Annotated in this window: 15 protein-coding genes; 3 read left to right on the top strand and 12 right to left on the bottom strand. The window is 56.0% G+C overall.

Going from position 1 to position 14,250, the window contains the following annotated elements; translation table 11 throughout:
* Nucleotides 1-15: 15 nt before the first annotated feature.
* Nucleotides 16-648 (bottom strand): hypothetical protein, encoded by a 633-nt coding sequence (locus tag IEY52_RS09020; protein ID WP_189002353.1) that lies wholly within the window; start codon nucleotides 646-648, stop codon nucleotides 16-18.
* A gap of 135 nt (nucleotides 649-783) precedes the next feature.
* On the opposite strand from IEY52_RS09020, the gene IEY52_RS09015 reads away from it, so the two are divergent.
* Entirely contained in the window at nucleotides 784-1,500 is a 717-nt protein-coding gene (locus tag IEY52_RS09015) for a DUF6683 family protein (RefSeq protein WP_189002352.1), read from the top strand.
* 71 nt (nucleotides 1,501-1,571) lie between these two features.
* On the opposite strand, the gene IEY52_RS09010 is transcribed toward IEY52_RS09015, so the two are convergent.
* The 5 genes from IEY52_RS09010 to IEY52_RS08990 form a co-directional block, all read right to left on the bottom strand.
* Nucleotides 1,572-2,093, bottom strand: coding sequence for an SRPBCC family protein (locus IEY52_RS09010; RefSeq protein ID WP_189002351.1), 522 nt, complete (start codon nucleotides 2,091-2,093; stop codon nucleotides 1,572-1,574).
* 4 nt (nucleotides 2,094-2,097) lie between these two features.
* Entirely contained in the window at nucleotides 2,098-4,782 is a 2,685-nt protein-coding gene (locus IEY52_RS09005) for a UvrD-helicase domain-containing protein (RefSeq protein ID WP_189002350.1), read from the bottom strand.
* A gap of 4 nt (nucleotides 4,783-4,786) precedes the next feature.
* The gene (locus tag IEY52_RS09000; RefSeq protein ID WP_189002349.1) at nucleotides 4,787-5,476 is read right to left on the bottom strand and encodes a PIG-L deacetylase family protein; all 690 of its coding nucleotides are present in this window, start codon (nucleotides 5,474-5,476) and stop codon (nucleotides 4,787-4,789) included.
* 39 nt (nucleotides 5,477-5,515) lie between these two features.
* On the bottom strand, nucleotides 5,516-6,334 hold the full coding sequence (locus IEY52_RS08995; RefSeq protein ID WP_189002348.1) for an RIO1 family regulatory kinase/ATPase domain-containing protein: 819 nt from the start codon (nucleotides 6,332-6,334) through the stop codon (nucleotides 5,516-5,518).
* Nucleotides 6,335-6,648: 314 nt separating this feature from the next.
* Nucleotides 6,649-7,068 carry a DUF4870 domain-containing protein gene (locus IEY52_RS08990; protein WP_189002347.1) on the bottom strand — a complete coding sequence of 140 codons (420 nt, stop codon included), beginning with the start codon at nucleotides 7,066-7,068 and terminating at the stop codon, nucleotides 6,649-6,651.
* Between the two features lie 269 nt (nucleotides 7,069-7,337).
* Between IEY52_RS08990 and IEY52_RS08985 the strand changes: the two genes are divergently transcribed.
* Together IEY52_RS08985 and rnhA are read left to right on the top strand one after the other, a co-directional pair.
* Nucleotides 7,338-7,619: an HU family DNA-binding protein gene (locus IEY52_RS08985; RefSeq protein WP_189002346.1), complete on the top strand. Its 282-nt coding sequence runs from the start codon at nucleotides 7,338-7,340 to the stop codon at nucleotides 7,617-7,619.
* 184 nt (nucleotides 7,620-7,803) lie between these two features.
* Nucleotides 7,804-8,295, top strand: a complete 492-nt coding sequence (gene rnhA / locus IEY52_RS08980) for a ribonuclease HI (protein WP_189002345.1) — start codon at nucleotides 7,804-7,806, stop codon at nucleotides 8,293-8,295.
* 114 nt (nucleotides 8,296-8,409) lie between these two features.
* On the opposite strand, the gene IEY52_RS08975 is transcribed toward rnhA, so the two are convergent.
* The 6 genes from IEY52_RS08975 to IEY52_RS08950 form a co-directional block, all read right to left on the bottom strand.
* On the bottom strand, nucleotides 8,410-8,862 hold the full coding sequence (locus IEY52_RS08975; protein ID WP_189002344.1) for an arsenate reductase ArsC: 453 nt from the start codon (nucleotides 8,860-8,862) through the stop codon (nucleotides 8,410-8,412).
* A 75-nt stretch (nucleotides 8,863-8,937) separates the two neighbouring features.
* Nucleotides 8,938-9,645 carry a 2-phosphosulfolactate phosphatase gene (locus IEY52_RS08970; protein ID WP_189002343.1) on the bottom strand — a complete coding sequence of 236 codons (708 nt, stop codon included), beginning with the start codon at nucleotides 9,643-9,645 and terminating at the stop codon, nucleotides 8,938-8,940.
* Nucleotides 9,630-10,298 (bottom strand): ribulose-phosphate 3-epimerase, encoded by a 669-nt coding sequence (rpe, locus tag IEY52_RS08965; RefSeq protein ID WP_189002342.1) that lies wholly within the window; start codon nucleotides 10,296-10,298, stop codon nucleotides 9,630-9,632. Before rpe ends, IEY52_RS08970 begins: the two co-directional genes overlap by 16 nt.
* Before the next feature lie 152 nt (nucleotides 10,299-10,450).
* A complete protein-coding gene (locus IEY52_RS08960; RefSeq protein WP_189002341.1) occupies nucleotides 10,451-12,484 on the bottom strand; it encodes a M3 family metallopeptidase in 2,034 nt (677 codons plus the stop codon).
* Nucleotides 12,485-12,603: 119 nt separating this feature from the next.
* Complete coding sequence (gene queA, locus IEY52_RS08955; RefSeq protein ID WP_189002340.1) at nucleotides 12,604-13,620, bottom strand: tRNA preQ1(34) S-adenosylmethionine ribosyltransferase-isomerase QueA; 1,017 nt, start codon at nucleotides 13,618-13,620, stop codon at nucleotides 12,604-12,606.
* Between the two features lie 56 nt (nucleotides 13,621-13,676).
* On the bottom strand, nucleotides 13,677-14,225 hold the full coding sequence (locus tag IEY52_RS08950) for a LabA-like NYN domain-containing protein (RefSeq protein ID WP_189002339.1): 549 nt from the start codon (nucleotides 14,223-14,225) through the stop codon (nucleotides 13,677-13,679).
* Nucleotides 14,226-14,250 lie beyond the last annotated feature (25 nt).

Raw genomic sequence — 14,250 nt, 5'->3', positions numbered from 1 at the left:
CTTCTTTCTGTCCGCTCAGGGAGAGCGGCGCACCATGCCCAGATGAAACATGTATTTGTCGGTGTGAACATCTTCGTTCTTGACTGCATGGTACTTCTTCATCAGGGCCTGCAACTCTGCCTGACAGGCTTCTGCTTGCTCTGGCGTGAGGTCTGCATGGAACCAGTCGTTGACCGGGTATTCCTTTTCATTGACGCTCAGTCCTTCTTGCAAAGCAGGTTCCAGACGGTGCAGCAGATCTGTTCCTGTGACCCTGAGTTGCCACTCAGGGTAGGCCCTGCGTCCGGCCCGCGCCACCTCTTCCATGAAGGTGGTCCACCACCAGACCGCATGGGCTTTGACCAGTTCCACATCGCTGAATTCAGGCAGGATGCTGATGGGAGCAACAAATTCCTCTGCAGTGGCACGGTAATAGCGCACAGGTTTTCCGGCCCGTTTGACCTCCCGGATGAGGACCAGCAAACCACGGTCCAGCAATTTGTGGGTCCAGTAACTCATTTTTCCCACCGAGATGCCCAGGTTTTGCGCGGCCTGTTGGATGCTGCATTCTTCATGCACGTAAGGCCGGAGGTACTGCAGGTTGCGGCTGTCCAGCATGAACTGGGCGGCTTCGGGATCCAGCAGGTGAGGAGGGTGTGGAGCCGTCATGGTTCTCAGCTTACCCGCCGAAGATGAAAGGGTTACATTTCAGAAACAATTCCAAAAAATGCATTGCATTTTGGATTGGGGCCGGGGCAGAATCAACAGCACTTCCAGGGTCCACACAGGACAGAAAGGACAACCATGAAACAATCCCAGATGAAACAATCCCTGCTGATTTTGATTGCCACAGGAATGATGACCGCCCAGGCCGAAGATGTGTTTTCTTCCATGTTTGAATCCACCGCTGGCAGCATCCAGAACGCCACCGTCTCCACCGTGATTGGTGGGGCAGTGGAGGCCAGTGAGGAGGGGCCTCCAGCAGCTGTGGCCAAAACCGCCTTTTTGACCTACCAGCCCAATGCCAAAACCACCGCTGCAGTAGAGCAACAGATTTTGAAAACCCTGCTGGCAAAAGCTCCGGGCAAAGAAACCGAAATCAAAAACCTGCTCAAGCAGGCCAATGTGGTTCCCAACGTGCGAAAAGCCATTCAGGGTCTGGGGTACGATCCCAATGAACTGGCGGTCAGTCTGACCCTGTGGGTCAACACCTCTTTCGGGCAACTGGAAGACCGGGACACCACAGATGCAGAAAATGCTGCGGTCCTGAAGCAATTTCGCTCTGCTGTGCAAAATGCTGCTGGCCTGAAAAAACTCAGCAACGAAGACCGCCAGAAAACCGCCGAAATGCTGATGTACATGACTTTTTTCCAGAGCGTGGATGTCATGGCCGCCCAGCAAAACAAACCCGGTTACGACCTGGAGACTGTGAAAGCTTCCATTGCAGAGAACCTGAAACGCTTTGATCTGGACCCTGAACTTTACACAGTGACCGAAACGGGAATTGGCAAGAAAGACTGAGTCAAGAAAGACTGAGCTGAACTGAAAAAAGCAGCCCGGTTGTGGGCTGCTTTTTTCACATCATCTGAAAGTCACTTCTTCTTTTTCTTGCGTTCTTCTTTTTGCTTCTTGGCAATTTCCTGGGCGGCTTCCTGCATGGCGTCTGCAGTGTTGGAATCCACAGCCCTTTGCAATTCCAGAATGATTTCAGCAAAATAACCCTGCACCAGACGCTCCACACCCTTGCGGGCCAGTTTGAAGCGGGGGTGCACCGTGAGGGTGAAGGTGACTTCTGCGCCTCCAGGCATGGGCTTGAAGGACCATTGCTGGCTCATTTTCTCAATCAGACCGAAAGGCTTGCTGGTTTCCAGGGTGGCCCGGTTGGGTCCTTGCAGGTGGGTGTATTTGCCCTGAAAGGCTGCTCCACCGTACTTCCACTGCAGCACCCCTTTGATTTTGGAGCCCACCTGCAGTTTCTCTTCGCCTTCATACCTGTATTGACGCAGGGACTTGTCCCAGCGGATGCGTTTCTTGGGATCACCCACCAGACGGAACAGCACATCGGGGCGGGAACGAATGGGGAAACTCTGTTTGAATTGGATCGGGTCCTGCATTGCTCTACCAGTCTACTGGATTTTCTGCTGCTGCTGCGGGACTCCCGTCCAGATTTTCCTGCAGGTGTTGCAGGGCCTGGTCCAGCACCTCTGAGGGCACCTCATGGATCTGCGCCAGGGCCAGAAACACCAGCCTCACGGTCAGGGGCCGGGCATCGGGTCGGGCTTGCCGCACAGCTTCGCGGTAGATGGCCAGTTGTGGAGCATAATGCTGCACGGCTTCATCCAGGTCTGATGCTTCGATCTGGTCGGTTTTGTAGTCTTCCAGAACCCAGCCTTCTGGGGTCTGGTACAGCCGGTCAATGATGCCATTCCAGGTGACGCCCTCCAGACGGAAGGCAAAAGGAATTTCCGGGTGGTCTTCCAGCCGCTCCTTGCGGTCTCCTGTGAGCTGGTGGTGGGTGGTGAGCATGTCCTGCACGGCCTGCAAGATCCGTTCTTTTTCCTGGGGGGTGTAAGGCCTGAGGATCTGCTGGGTTTTCAGAACCCCCATGCCCTTGACTGTCAGATCAAAAGCAATGGCGTAATGGGTGAGGATGCCCACCACCTTGCCAAAATCCGGGATGTCCTGATCTGGGCTTTCGGTGAATCTGAAACTTTTGCGGTTGCGGGTGGGGGCACGCACCGTCAGCGGTGGCGCTTCAATGCGGGCACTGGCAAACTGGGGGTCCAGCAGCGGCTGCTCACTGGCAACTTCCACTTCCTGAATGGGGTTGGTTTTCTCGGTGTGGATCACCCGCACATCACTGCGTTTCTGGTCATGCAAAAAAGACAATTGCAAGAGCCAGCCCTGGGTTTGCCCGGTCCCCCCCACCGATCCGGTGAGGATCAGGTACTTCTGGGCACGGGTGAGGGCCACATAAAGCAGGCGCAGGTCTTCTCCTTCGCGCCTGCGCTGCCAGTGCTGCTGGATGCGTTCAAATTCGGGGGTGTCTTTTAAAATCACCTCGCTGGAATGGGGATCCACCAGCACCCGACCAGAACGCTCTCTGGGGTCATCTGAGAGGTCAAAGAGCACCGTGATGGGAAACTCCAGCCCTTTGGCCGCGTGCACCGTCATGATTTTGACCGCCCCTGAACCACTGACCGGCTCATCCGGGTCATTGCCCCCTTCTGCAGCCAGACGCAGAAAACGTGCAGCTTTGGCCGCGTCCTCAAAGCCCCTTTCGGTGAGGTCCCGCAGCAAGCCCTCCAGATTGCTTCTGGCCTCCGGGGAAGACACATCGATGGGAAAAACCCCCAGTGCCCAGCGCAAGAAGGCCACCGGCTGTCTGGGAGCGGCACGGATGCCTTCCAGAAGTTCCAGCAGCTCTGGATGCCGGGAAAGGTAGCTGTCCACGGTGTCCGAAGGGGTGGGGGCAGGAACATTGAGGGGCGGCACCTGACCCAGACGGGCCAGATCCAGCAAGGTGGGATGGTACTCGGCACGGATGCGCAAAAGCAAACTGGCATCCAGAATCTCGGGGCGGGCGTAGTAATTGCGGCCCCGTCCCAGCACAAAAGGAATCCCATGCAGTTTCAGGGCGGGTTCCAGATACCTCAGGCTGGTTCTGCGCCGGATCAGCACCACCATGTCTTCCCATCTGGTGCCTCTGGCATAAACCCGCCTTAAACGCAAAGCCAGGTCCTCAGCTTCCTGCTTGCGGGCTGCAGCAATGGTATCGGCCTGGGTCAGGCGGAATTCAATTGGGGTGGAAAGGTCCTCGGTGTGGGCAGAGGTCACCCGTGCAGGAAGCCCCAGTTCTTCAAACTCTGGAAAAAAGCGCTCTGCCACCTCGGTGAAAATGCGGGCCAGGGTGGGAGGATGGCGGTAGGTGGTGGTCAGGGGGGCCAGTTGCTCTGCAGACTGGTACAGCTCCAGAAACGCATTCACGTCTGCATTGCGAAAGGCATAAATGCTCTGCTTGGCATCTCCCACCAGATCCACCAGCGGAATCTGCAAAGCGTGAACAATGCGGGCCTGCAAGGGGCTGACATCCTGAAACTCATCGATGAACACCCGCCGGAAACGCTCATGCACCCGTGAGAGCATGTCTGGAGACTGCGTTAGCCTGAGGGACCACTCCTCCACATCGTCCGGGTCCAGAACCCGCCCCGCCTGCCGTTCACGGGTGCGTTTGGCCGCCTCCTGATAGAGTTCCAGCAGCTCTTTTTCCAGGTTGCCATAAGCCTGAAAGGGCGAGTAGGCCCGCTGCCTGCGCAGTTCCAGCAGGGTTTTGAGGGTTTCATCGGTGCCCCACTGAGCCACCAGAGACACACCGGAGGACATGGGGATGGACACCGCCTCTGCAATCACCTCAAAACAGGCTTCCTGAAAGAGCAGGTGGCTTTCCAGTTCATCCTGGGCCGCAAAATCCGGGTCCAGGCCCAGACTGGGCGCATTGAGCCTCAGAAGCGTTCTGAAAAAGCCGTGCAGGGTGGTGATGGTGGCCCCACGCAATTCAGAGAGGGCCTCTAAATACAGCCGCTTGTCTCTGGACACCAGATCCAGGTAACGGCCTTTCTCGATCATCTCACGCAGGGCCAGTTCCAGACGGAGGCGCAAATCTGCCGCCCCGGAACGGGTGAAGGTCACTATGGCCGTGCGCCGAAGGGGGGTCTGGGGCAAACTGAGCAGCACCTCCCGCACCAGAGAGGTGGTCTTTCCCGTTCCAGCACTGGCCGAACGGGCACGGATGCGCATGGTCATGGGATCATCTTAAAAAATCATGGGCTGGAGCGTAAACCCGGCGCAGCGTGAATTTCTCGGCGAATTTGACATCTGATTCCTGACCGCAACGCCTGAATTCTGCCTCGAATTCCTGGCTGGAATAAGGCCACTGGTAGAAGTCCCGGTAAAAAGAAAACAGTTTCAGCTTGGTTTCCATCTGCCCTGTGACCTCCACATGCACCGCCGGGAAGGTCGCATGCTGGGTGTAATACTGGTAGAACTTGATGGCCTTGCGGTGGGCTTCCAGGATGTCCGTGAGGCCTTCATTGATGATCTTGGGAATGCGCGTGAGGGTCAGGGCATCAAAAGCAATTCTGGCCGTCATGCGGTGGTCGGGGTGCGGGCTGAAATCGTCCCAGGTGATCACGGAATCGGGCTGGAACTCCGAGTACAGGCGAGCCAGTTGCAAAGCCTCCTCGCGCCCCCCGGTCATGCGGGAATCCCCCATGTCCAGAAAGCGGTACTCACAGCCAATCTCCCCGGCCACAAAAGCCCCGTGTTGCTGGCGAATTTCCCGCACTTCCTCGTGGGTTTTGTCTGCGTACTGGCTGGCCATTTCTCCCAGGGTGGTCCAGACCAGCATCACCCGGTCTCCGCGCTCCAGATGTTTCTTGAGGGTGCCCACGCACCAGAGTTCATCGTCAGGGTGTGCAAAAACGGCAAGCAGGTTCATCAGAGAACATTTTATACCCTCTGATGGTCCTGTCTGGGCTCAGGCCCGGAGTTCCCCTTCAGAAATGCCAGACCGTTTGATGACCTCTTGCAGGGCCTCCTCTGGCGTGCATTTGGTGTACTTGCTGAAACTCATGGTGAGGCCCCGCATGTCCTGCTCCATCACCTTGATGGGCTTGGGATGCTCGCGCCACTTGATGGTCTGGGGAAAATCAATCAGGACCAGCTGGTCTTCAAAAATCAGCATGTTGTATGCAGAATAATCTCCATGGATGTACCCCAGTTTGAGCATGCGTGCATAAAGATCCAGGGCCTGCTGAAAAAACGCCGCCCCTTCTTTCCACTCCATGCGCACATCACTCATGCGGGGCGCAGGTGCATCATGGTCTCCGATGAAACGCATGATCAGCACCTTTCCGGCCACCTCGATGGGCTCAGGAACAGGCAAACCTGCCACAAAAAGGTCTGAGAGGAACTGAAATTCACTGCTTACCCACTGTGCCTGATCAGAAGTGATGCCAAATTTGCGGGCCGTCATCATGGCCTTCTTGGCCTTGTTGTTGGTGATGAAACGGCCTTCCTGGTACAGCTCATCCCGCTGGAAACTGCGAATGCGGGCATCGGTGTAGATCTTGGCGGCCAGCAATCCGTCTGCACTGTCCAGCACGTAAATGGTGGCTTCTTTTCCACTGTAGTGTTCATAAAGGAGTTCAGTGAACAGACGCTTCTTGTGCAGGTAAGCCAGAGCAGGATCTGCAAATCCAGAATCGGTCTGCTCGGTGGCCTTGCGGTTGGTCTGTGGTTTTCTCTCTTTGCTGCGGTATTTCTCGTGTTGCGAATCGGTGGGTTTCTTTGACATTCAGGTCCAGTGTAGCAGAGGGGCAAGAAAGGTTCTGTGGGATTGGGGGAACAGAAACCAGGGGCAGAAAGCATTGAGGAGATGCCGAGAGCCGAGTGACCCAGCGCTGATCAAGCCGCATTTGAGCGCCTCAGTTTTGATCGGGGGTCCCGGAGGCACGCTTTAAGAGGCAAGAAGGCGCGTATTGGGGTCAAGAAGGACAGAGGGCAAACAGCAAAAAACGAATCTCCTTCTTCTGGTGAAACCAGCAAAAACCCGACAGAAGTTCTGTCGGGTCAGGGTTTGCTTGCTGTGAACTGTCTACTGTGAACTTCTTAAAGCAGACGGATGGTGTAGGGGTAACGGTAAAAATTGCCCTTGCTGGCTTCACTCACACCAATGAAGCTGGGGATCAGGGACAGCACCCACAGGATGCCCATGGCAGGAACGGTCAGCAGGAAGCCCAGACCGAAGGTCACAAAGCCCAGCACAGTGGCAATGATGCCCGCAGCCCACAGGTACAGGGTCACGGAGATCTGGTAGTTCAGCACTTCTTTGCCCTGCTCATTGAGGTTGGAGGAACGGTCCCGGAAGACCAGCCAGGCCACCAGCGCACCAATGACATTTCCAAAACTGGTGGGAATCAGGAGTCCTGCCAGTGCAGAAAGGTGTTGAATGATGGCGTAAGTCTGTTCTTCTTTGCTGAAGACACCCTGGGGGGCGTCGAGGTTGCTGGGTTTCAAAAAGTCACTCATGCATCAGGATACGGAAAGCTGCTGAAAAAAGTTCCCCTCTGCACCTTAATCAAAAAAATCCCGTCCAGCACACTGCTTGAAAATGTCATTTTCAAGCAGTTTCAGAAAAACCCTGTTCTGAACACGGTCTTTGCCTTGTGAAGTGTAAAAGTTGCCAACCATTTTTACACGAAATCGGTTTTTTGACCACCCATAGCGCAAATTCAAATTATGTGCTATCTTGAGCCCGCAGCCTCAAACGCTGGACATTACGTCAAGGAGTACATCTCATGGCCGAAAAAATCGCCAAAACCCAACTGATCGACATCGTCGCCAGCAAGACCAAACTCAGCAAAAAAGATGCCGGAGAAGCCATTTCCGTCGTTCTGGACGCAATCGTTGACTCCCTCAAAGAGGGCAAGAGCGTGGGCCTGCCCGGTCTGGGCACCCTGTCTGTGACCAGCACCAAAGAGCGTCAGGGCGTGCGTCCCGGCACCAAAGAGCGCATCACCATTCCCTCCGGGAAGAAGATCCGCTTCAAAGTGGCCACCACCCTCAAAGACGAACTCTAAATTTAAGGGTTTGCATGGGACGGGATTTCTCCCGTCCTTTTTTGTTGGTTTTTTGACGAGGGCCGATAGCCCAAAGTGCTTTAGTGAAAGCTGGCTGTCAAAAACCAGCTGCTGCTGCAAAAGCTTTTTAAACTTGCCCTCTGCCCTTGGCCATTGGCTCTCGGCCTATAGTAAAATGCCCAAAATGACCGTTCCCGTTCTTTCCTGCATCCGCCCCGAAAAGCCCCCAACTGGTGAGCATGTGTATTTGTATTGCGATGGGGCCTGTGACACCCAGGCCGGTCATGGCGGGTGGGCCTGCATCCTGAGTTATGGGTCAAAAGAAATGGAACTCAAAGGAAATGCCTCTGAGACCACCAACAACCGCATGGAATTGACCGGTCTGCTGGAAGGGCTGAAGGCACTGAAGCGGCCCTGTGTGGTGATGGTGGTGACCGACAGCCAGTATTTGCGCAATGCCTTCACCCAGAAATGGGTGCTGAACTGGCAGAGAAACGGCTGGAAAACCGCCAGCAAAGAACCCGTGAAGAACCAGGATTTGTGGGAAGAACTGATTGCCCTGGCAAAAGTGCATGACCTGAAGTTCGTGTGGGTCAAAGGCCACTCCGGGCATGAGTTCAACGAACGGGTGGACAGACTGGCTGTGGAAGAACGCCTGAAGCTGCGGGTGAAGTGACTTCAGGAAAGTTTTCCCCGCGGTTCCTGCAAACACTTTCTCTTGCAGTGAACTGAAAACTGTGAACTGTAAACTTCTCAGCAAAGCGCTTCCAGCCTGCATCTGAAAAGCGCTTTACAGCAAAGCTTTTGCGCCCAGTTTGAACAAATCGTATTCCATCAGGAAGGTGTGGATCTGCACATCCAGCTGGTTGCGCACCACCCGGTAGGCATTGAGCACATCTTCTTCACTGCTGGTTGCAGGCTGGGGTCTGGAAGTGGTCCAGTCCAGACGGGTGCTCACACCGGGGAAGATGGGAGCATCTTCGTTTTCTTCGGTGAGGGTGATCAGGTAATTGTAGGTGATCCCCAGATAATCTTTAAGGCGTTTGGGACGCTGGCCATCCATGCGGATGCCCAGTTCTTGCAGCACAAGGCGGGTGTAAGGATGAATCTGGCCTGCTTCCAGACCCGCACTGTACACCTCGAAGCGGTCTCCTGCATGGTGTCTCAGCAGGGCCTCGGCCATCTGGGTGCGGGTGGTGTTGGTGGTGCCCATGAACAGAACGCTGGAACGAAAGACTCTCACGAATCTTTTGTATCAGCGGCAGGTCATGGAAAAATCAGCTGGCTGTCAGGTGCTGATGGTCCGTTGAAGGGCAGCTCAGCTGGAAACAAAGATCACCTGTCCGTCCTGGGTGCTTTGCAGGGTGGGCACGATGGTGCTTTCACTGATGCGGGCACAGAAACGGATGTCTTCCCCCAGGCCCTTGCTTTCCAGGCTCATGCCTCCAGAGCTGCTGGACAGGGGTTCGATGGGGTCTCCCACCTGCCTGCGCAGGGTGAGGGCAATGCGGGCACCGTCGTTGAGGGTGAATTCTCCCATGGCCAGCAGGTACTCGCAGAGCACCCCGGCTGTGTAGGTGTCGTCCAGAGAGGCCCGGCCCCGTTCTCCAGAGCACACAATGGCAATCTCTTCGACGGCCAGACCTTTGGCCTTGCGTGCGGCTGCGTGGGCGTTGCGCAGGGCTCCCAGCAAAACGTGCTTGGCGCTTGCAGATGCGACACGGGCAGCGTAGGTGCCGTTGGTGGTGTTCATCACCACGGTTTTGCCTGCATATGAGCCTGCACCAGCTTCAATGGGGCTGTTCCCCAGGTCAAATCCGGCCACCGCCAGACCGCCACGCTCTCCGGCAATGATGGTGTTCTCTGCTTTCATGCCCAGCGACTCTTCAATGCTGCCCGAAAACAGCAGGCGGTCTGCATGGTGCTCCAGAAACACCGTGGCGGTGGTGGTGGCCCTCAGCACATCCACCACGATCACGGTGTCGGAATACTCACCGTGGGGCAGAAGGTCTACACGCAGGCGCATGCAGCCTCCGTGAGGGCCTTGAAGTTGCGGGCAATGCCGCCGGGATTGAAGACTGCACTGCCTGCCACCAGGATGTTGGCTCCGGCACGCACCACACTTTCCACGGTCTGCAGGTTGACCCCACCATCCACTTCCAGGTGACAGGTGGGGTTCACTTCATCCAGCCAGCTTCGCAGGGTTCTGATGCGTTCCAGAGCAGCAGGGATGAATTTCTGCCCTCCAAAACCGGGGTTGACGGTCATGATCAAGGCCAGGTCCAGATCTGGAAGCAAGGGACGGATCATTTCCAGGGGGGTTCCAGGATTGAGGGCCACTCCAGCCTGTGCGCCCAGTTCCCTGATCAGGTGCACAGCGCGGTGCAGGTGGGGGGTGGCTTCGGCATGCACAGTGATGTTCTGGGCTCCGGCCTGCACGAAGTCTGCAATGTAACGTTCGGGTCGGTCCACCATCAGGTGCACGTCCCGGTACAGGTTGCATGAGCGTTTTACTGCTTCTACGATGAGGGGGCCGATGGTGATGTTGGGGACGAACTGGCCATCCATCACATCGATGTGCACCCACGTGGATCCGGCAGTTTCAGCTTCCTGAAGGTCCAGGCCCAGCCGTGAGAAATCAGCAGAGAGGATGCTTGGTGCAATTTGCAGTCTGGTCACCCTCCCATTTTAAAGGTCTTTTCTGAAAAAGGTACACCACCCACCTGAAATCAGGCTGCTTGTGGGGGTCTTTCACAAGTGGCATGAACTTGCAGCAACAGAAAAGAGAGGCTTTGCAGCCTCTCTCGTGCACTTCCAAATCCCACCAGAAATCAGACCAGCAGACCTGAACGTTCCAGCAGTGCATCGGGGTTGGGGTCACGGCCCATGAAGTCCCGGAAGAGTTTGGCCGGGTCTTCGCTGGCCCCTCTGGAGAGGATCTTGTCCAGGAAGTCCTGCCCGGTGGCCCGGTTGAAGATGCCTTCTTCGCGGAAGCGGCTGAACGCATCTGCATCCAGCACCTCTGCCCACTTGTAGGAGTAGTAGCCTGCTCCATATCCCACTGGGGAAGCAAACAGGTGGGTGAAGGCGGTGATCATCTTGAATTCTGCTCCGGGTTTGACCGCCATGAATTGACCCAGCAGGTTGCGGCTGTAATCCAGCACACTGCCGTCCGCCTCAGGGTTGTATTTCATGTGCAGCATCAGGTCCGTGGTGCCCAGAGAAAGCTGGCGCATGGCCACACTGGCGGCACGGAAGTTGCGGGCGGCCACCATTTTTTCAAAGAGTTCATCGGGGATGGTTTCTCCGGTCTGGTGGTGGTGCGCAAAGAGGTCCAGGGCCTCCCGTTCCCAGGCCCAGTTTTCCATGATCTGGGAGGGAAGCTCCACAAAGTCCCAGGCCACGTTGGTGCCCGCCAGTTTCTTCACTTCCACATCGCTGAGGGCATGGTGAATCAGGTGTCCCCATTCATGGAAGATGGTTTCCACATCGCTGTGGGTCAGCAGGGCAGGTTCGTCCCCTACAGGAGGGGTGAGGTTTCCGCACATCAGGCACAGGTGGGGTTCAAAAGCCCCATCGCGGTCTCCGGTCATGAAGCTGTTCATCCAGGCTCCGCTGCGTTTGCTTTCACGGGGGAACCAGTCTGCAAAGAAGCGGGCCAGCAGCTGTCCAGCTTCATTGTAAATCTCGTAGGTTTTGACTTCTGGGTGCCACACCTGCACGCCCTTGACTTCCTGAATGGTGACCCCGTACACCCTGCGGGTGATTTCAAAGAGGCCTGCCATCACCCGGTCCACTGCGAAGTAGGGTTTGAGGGCTTCCTCATCAAAGTCATAGCTGGCTTTGCGGAGTTTTTCAGCATAATAGCTGACATCCCAGGGTTCGAGTTCCGGGGCATCCTCCCCTTCCAGCGCACGGCGGTATTCCATCAGTTCGGCGTTTTCCCGCTCGAAAAAGGGACGGATCTTGAGGGTCATGTCCTGCTCGAACTGCAGGGCGCGTGCTCCATTTTTGGCCATGCGGTCTTCCAGCACCAGATCTGCAAAGTCCTGGTAGCCCAGCAATTCTGCTTTTTCTTTTCTGAGGGCCAGAATTTCGTTGATCAGGGGTTCGTTGTTGTAAGGGTCTTCACTGCCCCGCTGGTTGTAGGCGGTGTACATGGCTTTGCGAATTTCAGGATCGTCCAGGTAGAAGATCACCGGAAGGTAGCTGGGCTGTTGCAGGGTGAAGCGCCAGCCAGGTTTGCCTTTGGATTCGGCATTCTGCCTTGCAGCAGCCCTTGCACTTGCAGGAAGACCGGCAAGTTTGCTTTCGTCTTCGATCAGGTGCTCAAATTCAGCGGTGGAATCCACCACATTCTGGCTGAATTGGGTGCAGATCTCAGAGAGGCGCATGTTGATTTCTTCCATGCGCTGCTTTTTCTCTGCAGGCAAATCTGCACCACTTCTGCGGAAGTCATCCAGGGCCAGTTCCAGCAGGCGGCGCTTGGCTCCGGTCAGGAACTGGGCATCTGGAGTGGCGGCATAATCTTTAAGGGCCTGATAGAGCGGCTGTGAGAGCGAAAACCGGGTGAAAAAGCTGGTGACTTTGGGCTGCACGGCCTGCAGGGTGGCCCGCACTTCTGGCCCGGTCACCACTGAGTTGAGGTGCAAAAGCAGGATGTAGCTGCGGGTGAGGGGTTCTGCCAGGCGGTCATAGGCCTTCAGGGTGTTCAGGTAGGTGCGTTCACCCTGCACCTCCAGCAGGTCTTTCAGTTCCTGTTCGGCCTGCTGGATCTGCACATCGATGGCGGCTTCAAAATGCTCAGGTTTGATGTCCTCAAAGGGCAGGTCAAACCCGAGGCTGAGCAATGGGTTGTCGTTCATGGCGAAAGTATAACCCGACTCCAAAATTTTTCTCTAGTGGTTTTTGCTTATTTTTTTCTGGGTGGGACAGGTGCCAGGAGCATTTTGAAACTTTTTCTCTACTTGACACACTGAAACGTTTACAAAGCTGAACCGGAATCGCTGTTGCCGTACAGCAACATGGCATCTCCCAGGCTGTAAAACCGGTAGCTTTCTGCAATGGCCGTCTGGTAAGCCTCTGCAATCTGCTTTTCACCAGCAAAAGCACCCACCAGCAGCAGCAGTGTGGAATGGGGAAGGTGGAAATTGGTGATCAGCAGATCCGGCACCTGAAAGGTGTAGGGGGGGTGAATGAAGATGCGGGTCTCCCCTGCTCCAGCCTGCACTTCACCATTCTGCACGGCACTTTCCAGCGCCCTGACGGTGGTGGTTCCCACGGCGATGACCCTGCGGCCTTCTTTTCTGGCCCGGTTGATGGCGGCAGCCGTCTCCTCGAAGATCACGAACTGTTCCTCGTGCATCACATGCTCATGGATGCTGCCAGAAATGGGTTTGAAGGTGCCTGCGCCCACATGCAGGGTCAGGTGGTGACGTTCCACACCCATGGCGTCAATGCGGGACAGCAGTTCTGGAGTGAAGTGCAGCCCTGCGGTGGGTGCAGCCACACTGCCTTCGGTGCGGGAATACACCGTCTGGTAGCGCTCTCCTGCCACCGTATTCTGGATGTAGGGAGGCAGGGGCAAGGTGCCCAGTGCATGCAGGTGAGGTTTGATGTCCTCATTGAAGGTCAGCAGGCGTGCTCCATCTTCCAGCGTGCCTGTCACCTCTGCAGTGAGGGTGCCGTCGCCAAAATACAGGGTGCTGTTGGCCTTGCGGGCAGGTTTCAGGTAGGCACTCCACACCTTGTGTTCTTTTTCCCTCAGCAAGAGCACCTCGATGGTGCCTCCAGAGGCTTTGCGGGCATACAGGCGTGCCGGAATCACCCGCGACTCGTTGAAAACCATCACGTCTCCAGGCTGCAGGTATTCCAGCAGATCCTTGAAAATGCGGTGCTCGGGGCCTTCAGGGGACACCACCATCAGGCGGCTGTGGTCCCGCGGCTCTGTGCCCGTCTGGGCAATCAGGTGGTCGGGAAGTTCAAAGTCCAGCAGGTTCATTGTGGTCGCTCCATGAAAAGTGCGCAGTCTGGCAACTGCGCATGGTTTGAAAAAGCTCAGACCTGGGTGGCAGGACTGTTCTTGTTGCCCTTGATGGGCATCAGGCCATGGTCAATGTCCACCAGATGGGTGAATTTGTCCACACAGTCGATGAGTTTCTGGGCGGTGGTTTCCTTGAAGGCAATCACCTCGACCCGTTTTCCTCGCTCCATGAAGACCTCCAGCACATCTGCGAAGTCTCCGTCTCCGCTGCCCAGCACAATCACGTCCAGGCTGTCGATCAGGCGCATCATGTCTGCCACGATGCCCATGTCCCAGTTGCCTTCCCAGATCACTTTGCCCTGTTCGGTGGTGTGGTGGTACTGCAGGGTCATGCGCCTGACCTTGTAGCCCAGCGTGCTGAGTTTGTAGATGAAAGGCCAGGCGCTGGTGTCTCCTTCTTTTTCCACCACATAACTGATGGCCCGCACCAGATGCCTGCCCTGTAAGGCATATTCCAGGACCCTTTCAAAATTGACGGTCCTCTCGTAGTAGTCCCGTGCAGAGTGGTACAGGTTCTGGGTGTCGATAAAAACGCCAACTCTCGGTTTGTCGGTGATGAACATTGTGCACCTCAAAAAATCACACGGC

Source organism: Deinococcus roseus (assembly GCF_014646895.1).
GTDB lineage: Bacteria > Deinococcota > Deinococci > Deinococcales > Deinococcaceae > Deinococcus_C > Deinococcus_C roseus.
The sequence above is the reverse complement of the archived record's forward strand: the minus strand, read 5'-3'. Positions and strand labels throughout refer to the sequence as shown.

Bases quoted from the DNA above. Each gene is read 5' to 3' on its own strand.
- IEY52_RS09020 (WP_189002353.1), bottom strand. From the start codon at position 648: ATGACGGCTCCACACCCTCCTCACCTGCTGGATCCCGAAGCCGCCCAG.
- IEY52_RS09015 (WP_189002352.1), top strand. From the start codon at position 784: ATGAAACAATCCCAGATGAAACAATCCCTGCTGATTTTGATTGCCACA.
- IEY52_RS09010 (WP_189002351.1), bottom strand. From the start codon at position 2,093: ATGCAGGACCCGATCCAATTCAAACAGAGTTTCCCCATTCGTTCCCGC.
- IEY52_RS09005 (WP_189002350.1), bottom strand. From the start codon at position 4,782: ATGACCATGCGCATCCGTGCCCGTTCGGCCAGTGCTGGAACGGGAAAG.
- IEY52_RS09000 (WP_189002349.1), bottom strand. From the start codon at position 5,476: ATGAACCTGCTTGCCGTTTTTGCACACCCTGACGATGAACTCTGGTGC.
- IEY52_RS08995 (WP_189002348.1), bottom strand. From the start codon at position 6,334: ATGTCAAAGAAACCCACCGATTCGCAACACGAGAAATACCGCAGCAAA.
- IEY52_RS08990 (WP_189002347.1), bottom strand. From the start codon at position 7,068: ATGAGTGACTTTTTGAAACCCAGCAACCTCGACGCCCCCCAGGGTGTC.
- IEY52_RS08985 (WP_189002346.1), top strand. From the start codon at position 7,338: ATGGCCGAAAAAATCGCCAAAACCCAACTGATCGACATCGTCGCCAGC.
- rnhA (WP_189002345.1), top strand. From the start codon at position 7,804: ATGACCGTTCCCGTTCTTTCCTGCATCCGCCCCGAAAAGCCCCCAACT.
- IEY52_RS08970 (WP_189002343.1), bottom strand. From the start codon at position 9,645: ATGCGCCTGCGTGTAGACCTTCTGCCCCACGGTGAGTATTCCGACACC.
- IEY52_RS08960 (WP_189002341.1), bottom strand. From the start codon at position 12,484: ATGAACGACAACCCATTGCTCAGCCTCGGGTTTGACCTGCCCTTTGAG.
- queA (WP_189002340.1), bottom strand. From the start codon at position 13,620: ATGAACCTGCTGGACTTTGAACTTCCCGACCACCTGATTGCCCAGACG.
- IEY52_RS08950 (WP_189002339.1), bottom strand. From the start codon at position 14,225: ATGTTCATCACCGACAAACCGAGAGTTGGCGTTTTTATCGACACCCAG.